Origin of the sequence: Arthrobacter sp. B0490, assembly GCF_002929355.1 — a bacterium.
In the GTDB taxonomy this organism is placed as follows: Bacteria; Actinomycetota; Actinomycetes; order Actinomycetales; family Micrococcaceae; genus Arthrobacter_D.
Genome location: NZ_PJIR01000004.1, coordinates 130,811 through 145,066, shown reverse-complemented (window position 1 = coordinate 145,066; position 14,256 = coordinate 130,811). Strand labels below are relative to the sequence as shown.

Here is a 14,256-nt window from a genome sequence, read left to right as displayed (position 1 = left end):
CTAGCCCAGGAACCAGTCCCGCGCGGGGTTCTCCACGCCGGGCGCCCTCCGGTCGACGCCGGGCTGCGCCACCCAGTCGACGGCGTTGGCGAGCACGCGCCGGATCTGCGGGTGGTGGTAGACCGGGTACTCCTGGTCGCCGGGACTGAAGTAGAAGATCCGGCCCTTGCCGCGCGAGAACGTCACGCCCGAGCGGAACACCTCGCCGCCCTCGAAGGAGCTGATGAAGATCAGGTCGTCCGGCTCGGGGATGTCGAACAGCTCACCGTACATCTCCTGCTCGGGGATGACGATGGGACTCCCGATGCCGGCGGCGATGGGATGCGACGGCTTGACCGTCCACACCAGTTCGCGCTCGCCCTCGTTCCTCCACATCAGCGAGCAGGTGGTCCCGAGGAGCCGCGTGAGGATCTTCGAAAAATGGCCCGAGTGCAGCACCACGAGGCCCATGCCGCCGAGGACATGGCGGTGCACGCGCTCGACGACGTCATCGGACACCTCACCGTGGGCGATGTGCCCCCACCACAGCAGCACGTCAAGATCCGCGAGGCGCTCCTCGGTGAGGCCGTGCTCCGGATCGGCGAGGGTCGCGGTGGTGATGTCCGCTCCGGGGAAGTAGCCGGCGAGGGACTCCGCGATGGCCCCGTGGATACCCCGCGGATACATCTCGCCGATCGTGGCGGGTTCGTTGCGGGCCTCGTGGACGCCCTCGTTCCAGACGACGACGGTGGGCTTGCCGTCGAAGGTGGCGCCGGCGTTCGTCGCGGTCGTCATCAGAGCTGGATCTCCCGGTGCTGGGCTGCGGATGCGTAGCAGGCGTCGATGATGCGGGCGCGGCCCAGCGCGAGCGAGCCGTCGTGCCGGCCCCACTCGGACTCGCCGGCGCGGACAGCGGCGACGAAGTCGTCGACGACGCCCTGGTGGCCCTGGGACGGCCCGACCTCCGGGTCGTAGTCGCCCTCCTCGGTGAAGACGTGCAGGGCCTCCACGGCGTCGCGCGGACCGCCGACCCGGGTCAGCTCCGCTCCGCCGTCGGTCCCGTAGATGCGGAAGTTCAGCAGGTCGTCGGCGTCCCGGTAGGCGGCCCAACCGGCCTCGATCAGCAGGGTGGCGCCCCCTTCGAGCCGGATGAACGCCGAGGCGAAGTCCTCCACCTCGAACGCGGAGCCCATGGCCTGCGCACCGTACCCGCCGCCGCCCCCACGGCCCTGCGGCCCGAGTTCGGAGTACGCCGACGCCGAGACGGACAGGACCTTCGGCTCGCCGAGCAGGTGCAGTGCGTAGTCGAGCACGTGCACGCCGATGTCCGCGAGCGGGCCGCCGCCGGCCATCTCACGGTTCGTGAACCAGCTGCCCAGCGAGGGGATACCGGAGCGGCGCAGCCAGGAGGCCTTGGCGTAGTAGGGGCGGCCGAGTCCGCCGTCGTCGATGACGCGCTTCAGGGCGGTGATGTCGCCGCGGCGTCGGTGGTTGAACGCGACCTCGAGCACGCGACCGGCGCTGCGGGCCGCATCGACCATGCGCCGGCCCTCGTCGCCGTTCCGGGCGATCGGCTTCTCGCTGAGGACGTGGAGGCCGCGCTCGAGCGCGGCGACGGTGATCGGAGCGTGCAGGAATGTGGGGACGGCGACGCTGACGGCGTCGAGTTCCTCGAGCGCGATCAGGTCCTCCCAGCGCTCCACGGCGTGGGGGATGCCGTACTCGTCGCGGAGCTCGGCGAGAAGGTCCGGTTCCATGCCGGCCAGCGCGACGATCTCGACGCCGGCGCTGTTCGCGTACGCCTCGAGGTGCTGCCGGCCGGCCCAGCCGATTCCCACCACCCCCACCTTCAGGCGGCGTTGCGGGCTGGACGGGGTGTGCTGCACGGCGGAGGTCCTTCTCTGTGGGCGCCTTCTTGTCCCTGTAGTCCTACCGGCTCGCCGCAGCTGCTGTCCACGCGGCGCCCCGGGAAGTCTTTTCGGTCGCGCCCCGTTACCGCTGGTAGACGCACCGCACGGGTGCGCGAACGGGAGGATCACCATGACCATCGCCATCACCGGAGCCACGGGCCACCTCGGCCGCCTCGTCGTCGAGCAACTGCTGGCACGCGGGGTGGACCCCTCGACCATCGTGGCCGGTGGGCGCAACGAGGAGGTCCTCGCCCGGCTGGCCGGGCAGGGCGTCCGCACGGCACGCGTGGACTACGCCGACGCGTCCACGCTCGACGCCGCCTTCGCGGGTGCGGAGAAGATCCTGCTCATCTCGGGGAACGAGCCGGGCCGGCGCACCGTGCAGCACAAGGCCGTCATCGACGCGGCCCGGAAGGCGGATGCGTCCCTGGTCTACACGAGCGCGCCGAAGGCCACGACGTCGCCGCTCGTCCTCGCCCCGGAACACAAGGCCACCGAGGGTCTGCTCGAGGGCTCCGGCCTCACCTACACCGTGCTGCGCAACAACTGGTACACGGAGAACTACGACGACACCATCCGTCAGGCCGCGTCGACGGGCAGCTTCCTGACGGGTGCGGGCGGCGGGAGGGTCGCGAGCGCACCGCGGCGCGACTTCGCCGAGGCCGCCGCCGCCGTCCTGCTGTCCGACGACTACGCGGGCGAGATCCTCGAGCTCGGCGGCGACGAGCCCTGGACGTTCGACGAGCTCGCCGCCACGGTCTCCGGGGTCAGCGGCACGCCCGTCACCGCGCACAAGCTCTCCGGTGACGAGTACGTCGCGGCGCTCACAGCCGCAGGCCTCGACGAGGGCGCGGCACGCTTCACGGCCGCCCTGGACGCGAACATCGCCGACGGGGCCCTCGCCGACGGCGACGGCACCCTGGCGCGCATCATCGGCCGCCCGACGATGCCGCTGAAGCAGTACGTCACGGAGTTGCTGGCCCGGTAGCGGAGCACCGCCGTCCCGGGTCCCGGGCGCTGCATTGTTTTGGGGGCCGCCGCGCCGGGTGCCCAGACCCGGGGCACCTCCCCCACGGGTCTGGGCCGCCGCGCCGGGTTCCGGGGCGGCGGCCCGGGTGCGCCACCCGCTCAAGGCGACGGCGGGCATGGGAACGACGACGACGGCGGGTGGCGCCCGACGCTACGCTGGCACGACGCCGACGCAGCAGGAAGGAGATCCATGCCGGACCAGGATCTCTCCGTGGGACAACTGGCTGCGCGCAGCGGCATGAGCGTGTCCGCCCTGCACTTCTACGAACGCCAGGGCCTCATCCACAGCCGCCGCACCACCGGCAACCAGCGCCGGTACGACCGCTCCATCCTGCGCCGCGTCGCCGTCATCAGGGCCGCGCAGCGCGCGGGCATCCCCCTCGCCACGGTCGCGAAGGCCTTCGCCGAACTGCCGAAGGACGGCGTGCCCGACCAGGAGGACTGGCAGCGGCTGTCCGCGGCGTGGCAGCAGGAGATCGGGCAACGCATCGTGCAGCTCGAACACCTGCGGGACCGGCTGGGCGGCTGCATCGGGTGCGGCTGCCTCTCCCTGGCGACGTGCGGCTTCGTCAACCCGAACGACGACGCCGGCCGGCGCGGCATCTCCTCCACCCTCCTCGACCCGTGACCCGCCGATTTGACCTCAACGTCGGTTGAGGTTCTAGCGTTGACGGCATGACAGCCCCCACGGACCACGCACTCCCCACCGCCGACCTCTTCAAGGACGCCTTCCGCGCCCACCCGGCAGGGATCGCGGTCATCACCGCGGAGGGACCGGACGGCCCGGTGGGCCTGACGGCGTCGTCGGTGTCCTCGGTCTCGGCGGAACCTCCCGTCCTCGCGTTCTCCGTGTCCACGGCGTCGTCATCGGCTGCGGCCCTCGTCCGCTCGGACACCCTCGTGGTGCACCTGCTCGGCGCCGACCAGCTCGATACCGCCCAGCTGTTCGCGACCCGCGGCGCCGACCGCTTCGGCGGTGCCGTCGCCTGGCGGCCGCTGCCCACCGGCGAGCCGCTGCTGGTCGACGCCCCGTGGGCCCTGCGCTGCCGCATCCTGCACCGCCTGCCGGTCGGCGGGTCGATGATCCTCGCCGCGGAGGTCCTGTCCATCGAACGGAGCCGGCCCGACGCCGCGACGCCGCTCGTCTACCACAACCGCTCGTACCATCGGCTGGACGACCGGTCGATGATGGGCTGACGGGCGAGCCGGCCGCCCTGTAGTCCGAGGCCGGCGAGGGCCTCCGCCCGCACCGCGTCGACGCCGGCGGAGTCGAACGGGACGTCGGCGGCCCACTCACGTCCCGTGGACACGCTGGAGGCCCGGGGCGTGGGGGCGGCGTCCGGGATGATGGCGGCCCGCTCGGACGGGAAGCCGTCGCCCAACGGCACCAGCACGCCGGCGGGTACGACGACGTAGTCGGCCCACCCGCCGTCGTCGTCGACACCCATGGGGTGACGTCCTTGTACTCGTAGCCCGCCTGCGGGACCACGCGCAGGCCCTCGACCAGGTGGACGTCGGAGAGGCAGCCGCCGACAGCCTGCACTCTCACGCGGACGAAGCCCTCGGGGCATGGCCTCCAATTAGTTGCTTAGGCTACCTAAGGAGTAGCATGGGCCGTTGTCGACGAGGGAGGAAGGCCATGAGCGGTGCGGTTCGGCGCCTCAGCTCCTTCACCGTCGTCGGGACCGTCGCGTTCATGGTCGACATCGCGGTCTACAACATCCTCGCCTCGGGCTTCGGCGTCGGGCCGATCACGTCGAAGGTCGCCTCCGTGGCCCTGGCCACCGGGGTCTCCTGGCTGGGGAGCCACTACGTCACGTTCCGCCAGTTCGTCGGACGCCCGAAGCACGAGGAGGCGCTCCTCTTCGGCCTGACGAACCTCGTGGGGCTCGGCATCGCGGCGGCCTGCCTCTTCGTCTCGCACTACGTCCTCGGCCTCACGGGCCCGCTGGCCGACAACGTCTCCGGGAATGTCGTGGGCGTCCTCCTGGGCAACGTGTTCCGCTACATCGCGTACCGCTTCTTCGTCTTCCGTCCGGTGGTCCTCGAGCACGCCTGAGCCGATCGGGTGTTCGCAGGGACCGGCACTACCCGGGGCCGGCCCCGCCTGGCAAGCGCCCGACCCGTGCGGCGACCCGCGGGGTCGAGCAGACGCGCCCCGTAGGATGGAGGGTGATCGTCAGCATGCTGCGGGAGGCCGTCTCATCGTCCCCGCAGCCGCTCGCCGCCCCTTCGGAGAAGACCCCGCCATGCGCCTCGCCACCACCCTCAGTGCACTGGCCCTGAGCAGCGGGCTCCTGCTCGCGAGTCCTGCAACCGCCTCCGCCGTCGGTCCCGGGCTGGCCGGTCTGGTCGTCCCGTCCACGGAACCCGCGCCGCCTCCTCCTGCGGAAGCCATCGCTCCACCGCGCGTCGCCCCTGGACCGCCGGCGCCCCCGCCGGCTCCCCCTGTGACGGATCCCGGCACGCCTGAGCCTCCCGTGGCTCCCCCGAGTGACCCACCGAGTGACCCACCGAGCGACCCGCCGACCGCCCCTCCGGCCCCGCCGACGCCGGAGGTCCCTGCACCGTCGGATCCGCCTGCCGTGGTGCAGCCCGAGGTAGCTCCTCCCCCGTCCACCGCCCCTGCCGAGACCGCACCGCCCACTCCCGAAGCGACGCCCTCGCCGTCCGGCCCCGAGACGCCCGCGCCCCCGACGTCCGCATCCGTTCCCGCGCCTCGGGGAACGGGCGACGGCGCCTCCGGCGTGGAGGTCCTCCAGGCCCCGGTCCGGCAGCCGTCGGCCCCGCTCCCGGACACGGTCCGCACGACACCCGCGGCCCCCGGAACGGCGTCGCCCGAGGCAGAGGCGGAGGCGGAGGCGGAGGCGGAGGACGCTGCCGCGGGCGGAAAGCAGGCGGGCCTCGCCCCGTCGGGACGTTACGTCGCCGCCGGAGTCCTCAGCATCGTGGCCCTCGCGCTGGCCATCGCGATCGCCGTCGTCGCACAGCCGAGACGCCGGAAGCCCACGCACTAGGAGGGCCCCGCAGGTCGGCCTACCGTCGTTCCCGCCCTTCACACCGGATCCCGCATGTCCTGCCGGGACACGCCGTGTTCCGCCCTCCGGGCGCGGGAAACACAGGGACGACGGCGTGGAGCGAGCCGGCACCGAACGTGAGAAGGAGCCGGGAGTCACCTCCCGGCTCCTTCTGGTGTTCACACAGGGACTAGCGGACCTGCAGGGTCAGCATGCCCGTCGAGTTCGACTGGACCACTTCGATCTTCGTCCCGGTCCCGGCGACGACGACCGAGCCCTGCGGGTTCGTGGCGTCGTAGTAGGCGTTGGGGTTGGTGTCGTCGAAGACCGCGACGCCCGGCTGTGACGGAGCGGTGGCCGTCGTCATGCCCGCCGCGGTCTCGCGGTGCAGGCTCAGCGCATCGGTGGCCTCCTTGCCGAAGGTGGCGTCGAAGCTCTGGATCCGGTTGCGGAGCACGGTGCCGTCGGACCAGGCGAGGGCCTTCGGGTGCGCGTCCACGGGCAGGGCAAGGCCTGCGCCCGGGTGCTGGCGCGTGTTGTTGTTGGCCTGCGCGGTGTTCCAGTACGTGATGCTCAGGCCGTCCTGGTACTTGTAGTGCTCCACGGTGTCCGGCGCGGTGAGGCCCCAGCCGAAGTTGTACGGGCCGGTGGCGAGCGTGGCGTCGTACCCCGCGTACACCCGGTTCTCCGCGATGTAGAAGCGGTTCTTGCCGGCAGCGTCCTTGGGCAGGTTCACGACGACGGCCTGTGGTGCCTTCGTGGCGTGGAACGAGGGGCCGATCTTGTGGGTCGACTTCACGCCTGCCGTGGCGACGTCGTAGTCGAGCCAGCCGAGCTGCAGCTTCTCCCAGGCGCCCATGTGGTTCGGGGTGGTGCCGATCGAGCCGTCGCCGTGGCCGAGCCAGGAACCGGAGCTCATGAGCGTCCAGAAGCCGGTGCCGTTCTCGCCGCCGCTCGTGTCGTACAGGTCGGGCAGTCCGAGGTCGTGGCCGTACTCGTGCGCGAAGACGCCGAGGCCGCCGTTCTCGGGCTCCGTGGTGTAGTCGCGGATCCAGACGTCGGACTTGCCGATCTTGATGCCGCCGAAGGGGTTGGCTGCGGGCCCGGCCGTGCCGCGTCCCGCCTGTCCGACGGCCCAGCGGTGCGACCAGATGGCCGATGACGCCGCGCCGGCCTCCTCGCCCTCACCCGCGTGGATGGCCTGGAAGTGGTCGATGTAGCCGTCGGCCTCGTCGAAGTCGCCGTCCTTGTCGAAGTCGTAGCGGTCCCACTGGTCGAAGCCGGCGAGGTACGCGTCGATCTCGGCGGCGGTCTTGCCGGCCGCGACCTGCGAGTCGTACCAGGCGTTCGCGGTGTCCTGCACGAAGCGGGTCATGTCGGCCTGGCTCTCGGTCTCGCCGTAGCTGGCCGAGGAGTAGGGGACGGTGACCCAGTCGCTGACGTCGCCGTCGACCGTGTAGCGGCCGCTGGACATCTCCTCGTAGACGCCCTTCAGCGACTCGCCCTCGGTGCCGAAGAACATGTCGAGGTAGTGCTCGCGGTCGAAGGTGTAGGACCAGTAGGTGGAGTTGTCCACCGCGCGGTTCGGCTCCTTGATCGCGCCGTTCGTGGGGCCCGGGGCCGCGGTCGGGAAGCGGGGGTCGGCCTTGTCGCCGAAGTCCACGAGGAAGGACAGGATCTGGTCGCTGTCCTGCAGGCCGTATTGCGCCCACTGGCCGGGTGCGATCTTGACGGCCTTGGATCCGCCCCGGTCCTCGACCTTCGCCTCACCCGAGAGGACCTTGGCCACGCCCTGCTGGTTGAGGTCGCGGCGTTCCTCGGCCGCGGGATCGGAACGGTCGTCGAGCTTCTGGGCAGCGCCGTCGGCGCTCGGTGAGGACGTGAACGACGTCGCGGCGGCTGAGCCCGCCGCGGTGCCGGTGGTGGCCTGCGCGCTCACGGGGGCGAGCACGACGGCGGTGGTCACGGCGAGCGCCATCGCGCACCGCAGCCCCCCGGTTCGGGTGGTGAGATTCAAGGGTTCTCCTTAGTGAAATGTCCCAGCTGATGCAAAACATGCTCAGGTTAGATGCCTGAGGTTACGAACATGTTGCCTAGGTCACATGTTCTGGCTCGGACGTTAGCACCGTCGGCAGACACTTCGAGGAATGATTGCGTTCTGCGAACCATCGGCGTGCCGCGGTCTGCCGCACCGGCAGCGGCAGGCCTATAGTGCCGCGGCGCCTGTCCCCCGGTCGGGCTGCCGGGTTCGCACCCGTCGTCGTTCCCGGTTTCGGCAGCAGGAAACGCGTGTCGCGTCAGGACACGCCGCATTCCGACCGCGGCTTGCGCAGAACCGGGGAACGACGGCGGGTGCCGCAGCCCTCAGGCGAACCGCCCGAGCACCTCCGCGGCGTCGCCGAACGCCTCGGAGCGGGTGGTCGCATGGACGGAGAAGCGGATGCGGTCCTCTCCGTGCAGCGTCGCGGTGATGTCTGCGGCCGCGAGCGCCCCCTGGGCCTCCGCCGCTCGCCCGGGAAGCCCCGCCACCACGATCCCAGCGCTCTCCGAACGCTCCCGGGGCGAGAGGACCTCCACCCCGGCGGCGTCGAGCTGCTCGACGAGCGCCTGGGCGTGTGTGGCGACGATGCCGTCGATCGCGGGTACGCCCACGGACTCGATCAGTGTGAGGGCCTCCGCGAAGGCGCCGGTCGCGTAGGGCGAGAGGTTGGAGATGGAGAAGCGCTGCGCTCCGGGCAGGGGCGGATGCTCCTCGCCGTCGTACCGGCGGGAGTCCGTGACGCCCGTCCACCCGGTGAGCAACGGCTCGATCCGCTCCATGCCCTGCGGCGACAGGGCGAGGGCGGCGGCACCCCAGCCGCCGCGGACCCACTTCTGCGCGCCGGCGATGAGCACATCGGCCAGCGTCCATTCGAGATCCGCGACGCCGAAGCCCTGGATGCCATCGACCAGCAGCAGCCGGTCGGGACCGATCGCCTCGCGGATGCCCGCGAGGTCGGCGCGGTAGCCGGTGCAGAAGTCGACGGCGCTGACACTCACGGCGACGGTGTCGTCCGTCAGCGCACGGGCGACGACGTCGGGCGTCATGCGGGTGCCGGGTTCACCGGTCAGGTCGACGCGCGCCCGCCCCATGGCGCTCGTCCGCAGCCAGGGATAGACGTTGGACGGGAACTCGCCGGCGCCGACGAGCACCGACCCGCCGGGCAGGCCGAACGCCACCTGGAACAGGCCGAGGGAGGTGCTGCCGGTCAGCCCCACGCGCTCGAGGGGGAACCCGCTGAGCCGCGAGAAGGCTTCGCGCGCACGGAGGTCCTCCGCGTGCAGGTCCTCGCTCGCGCCGGCGCCGGCGTCACCGGCAACCTCCAGAAGGTGTGCGACCCGCCCGCGGACCGCACGCGACGGCGGCCCGTAGCTCGCGAAGTTCAGGTACCCGCGGGGTTCGGTGAAGGACTCCGTGTAGGACGCGAAGGCGGCGGCGTCGTCGTGCTCCGTGGAAGGGCTCATCCAGCCATGATCCTCTCGAGTGCCGTGGTGTGTCCCATCAGTCCCGGCAGTCCCCCGGTGTGCCAGAACACGATGCGTCGACCCCGGGTCACGTCACCCTGTCGGACCGCCGCCATGAGCCCCGCCATGGCGCGTGCCGTGTAGGTGGGATCGAGGACGAGGCCCTCGGTGTGCGCGGCGAGGCGCATCGCCTCGAGGACGACGTCGGTGACGGAGCCGTAGCCGGGCCCGAGCAGGCTTCCGTCGATGCGCAGGGTCGACGGGTCCGCGGGCTGTCCCGTGAGCTCCGCCGCCATCCCGGCGACGGCCGAGGCCGGGTCCGGCAACGCTCCGGTATCCACCCCGAGGACGCGCCCGGCTCCGAGAGCCGCGACGAGACCCGCCATGGTCCCGCCGGAGCCGACCGCCACCACGACATGCTGCACGGCGGGATCCTGACGGAGGAGTTCGTCCCCCGCCGTGCGGTAACCGGTGGCGCCGAGTGCGTTCGACCCGCCGAAGGGGATGATGGCGGGCCGTCGGCCCTGCGCTGCCAGCCCGTCCGCCACCTCCTGCACGCGGGCGGCGAGTTCCCCGTCCGAGACGTCGCCGCACCAGTGGACGGAGGCGCCCAGCAGGGTGTCGAGGGCGATGTTGCCGGCGGGTGCGGGCGTCCCGGTCAGCACGAGGACGACGTCGACCCCGAGCCGGGCGCCCGCCGCGGCGGTCAGACGGGCGTGATTGCTCTGCGCCGCTCCACTGGTGACCAGCACATCGGCCCCCTGCGCGAGCGCTGTGCCGGCGGTCCACTCGAGCTTGCGCACCTTGTTGCCGCCCCCACCTAGGCCGATGAGGTCGTCATGTTTGATCCGGAGGTCGTCCGGATCGAGACCCAGGGCGGAGGACAGGCGAGGCGCGGGTTCGAGCGGCGTGGGCCAGGACCCGAGGCTCACCCGGACAGGTGTACCTGCGGACTGGTCGATCGGACTCGTCATGTCTTCCTCCACGTACTCGCCTGCGCCTCTCCCCAGACGCTAGCGGATTCACGGGCCATCCGGGCGCTCCCGGTCCGGGGCACGCGGGACTGTCGCCTCGCCGGAGGCGGTCCCGTTTCGGGCTCAACGCCGCTTGTTCTTGCCCTTGAGGAGCGGGTTGGGGCTGTTCGTCCCGGTCCTCCCGGACTCCTCGGCCGGTACGGCGCGGCCGCGGCCCGTGCCGCCGGTCGTCGTCCGGCGCGTGCGGCCCCCGGACCGTCGGGTACCGGCATCGCTCATGGGCTCGCCGTCGATGCTGCTGGCGATGCGTTCCTTCCGCACCTGCTCCCTGACCGTCGTCCTGCCCGTGACCGTCGCCTTGCCCAGCCTCACACGCTCGACGGGGACGGTCTCCGTGCCCACCACCACGGCGTGCTCCTCGTGTCGCACGAACTCGACGATCTCCTCCTGGAACAGCGAGTCCTCGGACACGGCGCCGGACGTCGTGATCGGCTCCCGCTCGATCAGGAGTTCCTCCCTCTGCAACGGCACCGTCAGGGTGGCCTGCTCGGTGACGACGTACTTCCGCAGCCGCACCCGGGCGGCCTCGTACGTCTCGGTGCCGACCCGGAGGCGCTCCTCCGAGCGGATCATCCACGGTTCGCCGTCGTCGCGGCCCTCCTGGACGGGGGCGTCGCCCGGCCGCTGGACGGCGTGGTCGTCGTCGTTCGACGTCGCGGGGGCCTGCAGGCCGTAGTGCCGGAACAGCGCGCTCTCGTCCTCGGGGCTCAGGTGACCGTCGCGTTCGGTCGAGGGAGCGTGCCGGATGAGGTCCCGCGGATAGGCGACGACGAGCTCGCCGCCCCGGACCGTGGCCCCTTCGAGCGGGACGAAGGACTCCTTCGTCCCGAACAGGCCGGTGTGGACGGTGACCCAGGTCGGCGTGTCCGTGGCGTCATCCAGGAACACCTCCCCGATCGAGCCCACCTTGTCCCCCTGGTCCGTGACGACGGCACTGCGGTGGCCGAGAAGGGGGTCGAGATCGTGCATCGTGAGCATGGTGGTCCTGTCGTCGGTGTCGCCCGCCTGAGGCGACGCATCCCGTCAGACTAGAGCGATTCCGCCCCACATAACAAGCATGCTTACTATCCGGGTGGGGGTGGCGCCGACGACGGCCACCCTTACCGCGTCAGGGTGCGGTGATCCCGGCCAGCAGTTCGTCCGAGACCGCCTGTCCCTCGAGGTCGTACGCCCCGCCGCTGACCAGCAGTTCGTCGGCGCCGGTGCGTGCCTGCAGTTCGTCGAGCTGCAGCTCCACCTCGGCCGCCGTCCCGTACACGGCCGTCGCCAGGGACTCCTCGACGAGCCCCTCCTCCCGGGCGGTCAGGGGTTCATCGGCGGACCCGAGCGGCGGGAAGTACCCCTTGGTCCGCGAGACGGCGAGTGCCCGCGCCTCCGGCAGGAGCAACCGCCGCGCCGCCGCCTCCGTCCCGGCGACCGCCACGTTGAGCGAGGCCACGACGTGCGGCCTGTCCCACCACGCGGACGGGCGGAAGGCGGCGCGGTAGCGCTCGAGGGCCGGCCGGCCGTCCCGGAACAGGGCCGGCCCGCCGAGCACGACGGCGAGGCCCGCCCGCGCCGCGATGTCCACGCCCTGCCCCGTGGCGAGGACGAACACGGGCGTGCGGCCGGCGTCCTGCGGGCGGGCCGTCACGGGTGCCGTGCCGTCGAGGAAGGCGAGCAGTTCGGCGATGTCCTCCCCGAACCGGTCCGCCTCCTCCTTCCCCGTCCGCAGCGCGGTACGCACCGCGGAGGTGAAGCCGAGCGACCGGCCGACCCCGAGGTCGAACCGGCCGCCGGACAGGGCGGCCAGCGTCGCGGCCTGTTCGGCGACGACGAGGGGCTGGTGGTTCGGCAGCATGATCCCGCCCGTGCCCACGCGCATCGTCGTCGTGCCCGCGAGGACGGCCGCGGCGAGGATGGCGGGCGCCGACCCCGCGATACCCGGCACGCCGTGGTGCTCCGCGACCCAGAAGCGCCGGTACCCGAGCCCCTCGGCCCGGCGGGCCCGCCCGATCACGGCCTGCAGGGTCCCGGCGTCGGAGGACCCGAGGCGCGACTGGGCCCGGTCGAGGACGGACACGCCGGCGAAGGAAGTCATATCCGTGGAACCAGCGACTACGCCACACCATTCCGGTAGTGTGGCGCCACGGGCGTCAGGGATGCCGCCCGAGCCTGCCGGACAACGGGGTCCGGCCGGCCGAGAACACCAGCGGGGTCAGCGTCATGGGCATCTTCACCAGGTTCCGTCGTCATCCAGGGCAGCCGGCCGTCCCGGCCGCCTCCACCGCGGGCACGGAGAGCCAGGTCCTCTACCTCGCGGACAGCATCGCCCACTCGCAGGCACGGCTCCTGCTGACCGCCGACCGCGTCGCCGCGGGCCGCGCGGAACCGGGCGACGAGGCACGCCTGCGTATCCAGCGCGAGATCACCGCGAGCTTCCGCAAACGCCTCGAGAGGATCGAGCTGCCGGACTGCGTGGGCGACGACGCCGAGGAATGGCTGCGCTCGACCACCACTCCGCCCGGCACCGGCGCCCGGCAGCTCCGCCCCCACTGATACCGGCGGAAGGGGCACCCCTTCCGATAATGACGGTGGCACGCGTCAGGATGGGACTTCGTCGGCCGTGATCCTGCGGGCCGGCGCGGTCTCACCGAAAGGACTCCCGCCATGATGGGCGCCCACCATGCTGCCTGCGGCGCCGCCGCCTGGGTAGCCGCCACCACCCGGATCGAGGTGCACCCGGGTTCCCTGCTGCCCGTCCTGCCCGACGCCGTCACCCTCGGGTTCGGGCTGCTGGACGTCAGCCCCGTCGGCGTCGTCACGGGGGCACTCGTGACCGCCGGCGCGGCGCTCCTGCCCGACGCCGACCACCACAGTGCCACGATCGCCCACTCCCTGCCGCCGCTGTCCAACCTGCTGTGCGCAGGCGTCGGGGCCATCTCGGGCGGCCACCGACGCGGCACGCATTCGCTGCTCGGTGTCGCCGCTTTCGTGGCGGTCGCGTTCATCGCGGGGCTGTGGACCGTGGAGACGGCGGACTTCGGGACCGTCTACCCGGGCGCGGGCGTCCTCACGGTGCTGCTCGTCTCCTTCGCGGCGAAGGCCCTGAAGATCATCCCGGACCGCATGCGGCGCTCCCCGTGGGCCGTGGGGCTGACCGCTGGGGCCTTCGTGACGGCCTTCGCCCCCGAGGAGCAGTTCTGGTTCCCACTCGCGGTGGGGATCGGCGTCGTCGCCCACATCCTCGGCGACATGCTGACGACGGGGGGTTGCAATCCGGTGTACCCGTTCCGGCTCCGCCGCCCGCGCAGCCTCGCGAAGGTGCCCGTGGTCGCGCAGGTGTGGCGGCCCAACGGGAACATCGCGGTACCCGTGCTCGGCAACGCGGGATCCATCCGCGAGTGGTGCCTGCTCGTACCCGTCTCGCTGTACGCGCTCGGCGGTATCGGCTGGGCAGTCACGCGGTTCGACGACGGTGCGATGGTGGTCGCCCGCGTGGCCGGGGGCGGCTGAGGGCCCGAAAAGTGCCGGAAACACGGCGGGGCTAGGGTCGGGGCATCACCCCACGAAGGAGAAGCCCATGCACCGCGACGGATTGTTCTTCGATCCCCTCGACGTCGAGGACGACGCGCCCGCGCAGGCACCCGTGCCTGCGCCCGAGCAGACCGCCGGGCCCGACACGGAGCCGGTCCGGCACCGGCGCGTCGACCCGGAGGAGCTCCAGGCCCAGCGCCGGCGGGAGCTCGCACGCGTGCAGGCCGAGCTGCGGAGGATGGCCGCCGGCCCGCGCCGCTGACGACG

Annotated in this window: 16 protein-coding genes; 8 read left to right on the top strand and 8 right to left on the bottom strand. The window is 72.1% G+C overall.

What is annotated here, in order from left to right:
• Both CXQ97_RS08695 and CXQ97_RS08690 read right to left on the bottom strand, forming a co-directional pair.
• Complete coding sequence (locus CXQ97_RS08695; RefSeq protein WP_104180473.1) at nucleotides 1-774, bottom strand: ThuA domain-containing protein; 774 nt, start codon at nucleotides 772-774, stop codon at nucleotides 1-3.
• Nucleotides 774-1,865: a Gfo/Idh/MocA family protein gene (locus CXQ97_RS08690; protein WP_258062438.1), complete on the bottom strand. Its 1,092-nt coding sequence runs from the start codon at nucleotides 1,863-1,865 to the stop codon at nucleotides 774-776. The genes CXQ97_RS08695 and CXQ97_RS08690 overlap by 1 nt, the downstream gene beginning before the upstream one ends.
• A gap of 154 nt (nucleotides 1,866-2,019) precedes the next feature.
• Here CXQ97_RS08690 and CXQ97_RS08685 point away from each other — a divergent pair, with 154 nt between their 5' ends.
• The 3 genes from CXQ97_RS08685 (at nucleotide 2,020) to CXQ97_RS08675 (ending at nucleotide 4,115) form a co-directional block, all read left to right on the top strand.
• Complete coding sequence (locus CXQ97_RS08685; RefSeq protein WP_104180471.1) at nucleotides 2,020-2,877, top strand: SDR family oxidoreductase; 858 nt, start codon at nucleotides 2,020-2,022, stop codon at nucleotides 2,875-2,877.
• Between the two features lie 231 nt (nucleotides 2,878-3,108).
• Nucleotides 3,109-3,546 (top strand): redox-sensitive transcriptional activator SoxR, encoded by a 438-nt coding sequence (gene soxR / locus CXQ97_RS08680; RefSeq protein WP_104180470.1) that lies wholly within the window; start codon nucleotides 3,109-3,111, stop codon nucleotides 3,544-3,546.
• A 47-nt stretch (nucleotides 3,547-3,593) separates the two neighbouring features.
• Entirely contained in the window at nucleotides 3,594-4,115 is a 522-nt protein-coding gene (locus CXQ97_RS08675) for a flavin reductase family protein (protein ID WP_104180469.1), read from the top strand.
• Here CXQ97_RS08675 and CXQ97_RS08670 read toward each other — a convergent pair.
• Nucleotides 4,064-4,366 (bottom strand): hypothetical protein, encoded by a 303-nt coding sequence (locus CXQ97_RS08670; RefSeq protein WP_104180468.1) that lies wholly within the window; start codon nucleotides 4,364-4,366, stop codon nucleotides 4,064-4,066. The genes CXQ97_RS08675 and CXQ97_RS08670 overlap by 52 nt on opposite strands.
• Before the next feature lie 191 nt (nucleotides 4,367-4,557).
• On the opposite strand from CXQ97_RS08670, the gene CXQ97_RS08665 reads away from it, so the two are divergent.
• Together CXQ97_RS08665 and CXQ97_RS19475 are read left to right on the top strand one after the other, a co-directional pair.
• A complete protein-coding gene (locus tag CXQ97_RS08665; protein WP_104180467.1) occupies nucleotides 4,558-4,977 on the top strand; it encodes a GtrA family protein in 420 nt (139 codons plus the stop codon).
• Between the two features lie 529 nt (nucleotides 4,978-5,506).
• Nucleotides 5,507-5,935: a hypothetical protein gene (locus CXQ97_RS19475; RefSeq protein WP_146069611.1), complete on the top strand. Its 429-nt coding sequence runs from the start codon at nucleotides 5,507-5,509 to the stop codon at nucleotides 5,933-5,935.
• A gap of 190 nt (nucleotides 5,936-6,125) precedes the next feature.
• Here CXQ97_RS19475 and CXQ97_RS08655 read toward each other — a convergent pair whose 3' ends face one another.
• From CXQ97_RS08655 to CXQ97_RS08635, 5 genes are all read right to left on the bottom strand, one after another.
• Nucleotides 6,126-7,952 carry an immune inhibitor A gene (locus CXQ97_RS08655; protein ID WP_258062437.1) on the bottom strand — a complete coding sequence of 609 codons (1,827 nt, stop codon included), beginning with the start codon at nucleotides 7,950-7,952 and terminating at the stop codon, nucleotides 6,126-6,128.
• 347 nt (nucleotides 7,953-8,299) lie between these two features.
• Entirely contained in the window at nucleotides 8,300-9,439 is a 1,140-nt protein-coding gene (locus CXQ97_RS08650; RefSeq protein WP_104180464.1) for an aminotransferase class V-fold PLP-dependent enzyme, read from the bottom strand.
• Nucleotides 9,436-10,413 carry a D-cysteine desulfhydrase family protein gene (locus CXQ97_RS08645; RefSeq protein WP_104180463.1) on the bottom strand — a complete coding sequence of 326 codons (978 nt, stop codon included), beginning with the start codon at nucleotides 10,411-10,413 and terminating at the stop codon, nucleotides 9,436-9,438. The genes CXQ97_RS08650 and CXQ97_RS08645 overlap by 4 nt, the downstream gene beginning before the upstream one ends.
• A gap of 123 nt (nucleotides 10,414-10,536) precedes the next feature.
• Nucleotides 10,537-11,451 carry a PRC and DUF2382 domain-containing protein gene (locus CXQ97_RS08640; protein WP_104180462.1) on the bottom strand — a complete coding sequence of 305 codons (915 nt, stop codon included), beginning with the start codon at nucleotides 11,449-11,451 and terminating at the stop codon, nucleotides 10,537-10,539.
• A 130-nt stretch (nucleotides 11,452-11,581) separates the two neighbouring features.
• Nucleotides 11,582-12,553 carry an MsnO8 family LLM class oxidoreductase gene (locus CXQ97_RS08635; RefSeq protein ID WP_104180461.1) on the bottom strand — a complete coding sequence of 324 codons (972 nt, stop codon included), beginning with the start codon at nucleotides 12,551-12,553 and terminating at the stop codon, nucleotides 11,582-11,584.
• A gap of 125 nt (nucleotides 12,554-12,678) precedes the next feature.
• On the opposite strand from CXQ97_RS08635, the gene CXQ97_RS08630 reads away from it, so the two are divergent.
• From CXQ97_RS08630 to CXQ97_RS08620, 3 genes are all read left to right on the top strand, one after another.
• Nucleotides 12,679-13,011, top strand: a complete 333-nt coding sequence (locus tag CXQ97_RS08630) for a hypothetical protein (protein ID WP_146069610.1) — start codon at nucleotides 12,679-12,681, stop codon at nucleotides 13,009-13,011.
• A 111-nt stretch (nucleotides 13,012-13,122) separates the two neighbouring features.
• Entirely contained in the window at nucleotides 13,123-13,968 is an 846-nt protein-coding gene (locus CXQ97_RS08625; protein WP_104180459.1) for a metal-dependent hydrolase, read from the top strand.
• Between the two features lie 67 nt (nucleotides 13,969-14,035).
• Entirely contained in the window at nucleotides 14,036-14,251 is a 216-nt protein-coding gene (locus CXQ97_RS08620) for a hypothetical protein (RefSeq protein ID WP_104180458.1), read from the top strand.
• Nucleotides 14,252-14,256: the final 5 nt, after the last annotated feature.

Bases quoted from the DNA above. Each gene is read 5' to 3' on its own strand.
- CXQ97_RS08695 (WP_104180473.1), bottom strand. From the start codon at position 774: ATGACGACCGCGACGAACGCCGGCGCCACCTTCGACGGCAAGCCCACC.
- CXQ97_RS08685 (WP_104180471.1), top strand. From the start codon at position 2,020: ATGACCATCGCCATCACCGGAGCCACGGGCCACCTCGGCCGCCTCGTC.
- soxR (WP_104180470.1), top strand. From the start codon at position 3,109: ATGCCGGACCAGGATCTCTCCGTGGGACAACTGGCTGCGCGCAGCGGC.
- CXQ97_RS08675 (WP_104180469.1), top strand. From the start codon at position 3,594: ATGACAGCCCCCACGGACCACGCACTCCCCACCGCCGACCTCTTCAAG.
- CXQ97_RS08670 (WP_104180468.1), bottom strand. From the start codon at position 4,366: ATGGGTGTCGACGACGACGGCGGGTGGGCCGACTACGTCGTCGTACCC.
- CXQ97_RS08665 (WP_104180467.1), top strand. From the start codon at position 4,558: ATGAGCGGTGCGGTTCGGCGCCTCAGCTCCTTCACCGTCGTCGGGACC.
- CXQ97_RS08650 (WP_104180464.1), bottom strand. From the start codon at position 9,439: ATGAGCCCTTCCACGGAGCACGACGACGCCGCCGCCTTCGCGTCCTAC.
- CXQ97_RS08645 (WP_104180463.1), bottom strand. From the start codon at position 10,413: ATGACGAGTCCGATCGACCAGTCCGCAGGTACACCTGTCCGGGTGAGC.
- CXQ97_RS08640 (WP_104180462.1), bottom strand. From the start codon at position 11,451: ATGCTCACGATGCACGATCTCGACCCCCTTCTCGGCCACCGCAGTGCC.
- CXQ97_RS08635 (WP_104180461.1), bottom strand. From the start codon at position 12,553: ATGACTTCCTTCGCCGGCGTGTCCGTCCTCGACCGGGCCCAGTCGCGC.
- CXQ97_RS08630 (WP_146069610.1), top strand. From the start codon at position 12,679: ATGGGCATCTTCACCAGGTTCCGTCGTCATCCAGGGCAGCCGGCCGTC.
- CXQ97_RS08625 (WP_104180459.1), top strand. From the start codon at position 13,123: ATGATGGGCGCCCACCATGCTGCCTGCGGCGCCGCCGCCTGGGTAGCC.
- CXQ97_RS08620 (WP_104180458.1), top strand. From the start codon at position 14,036: ATGCACCGCGACGGATTGTTCTTCGATCCCCTCGACGTCGAGGACGAC.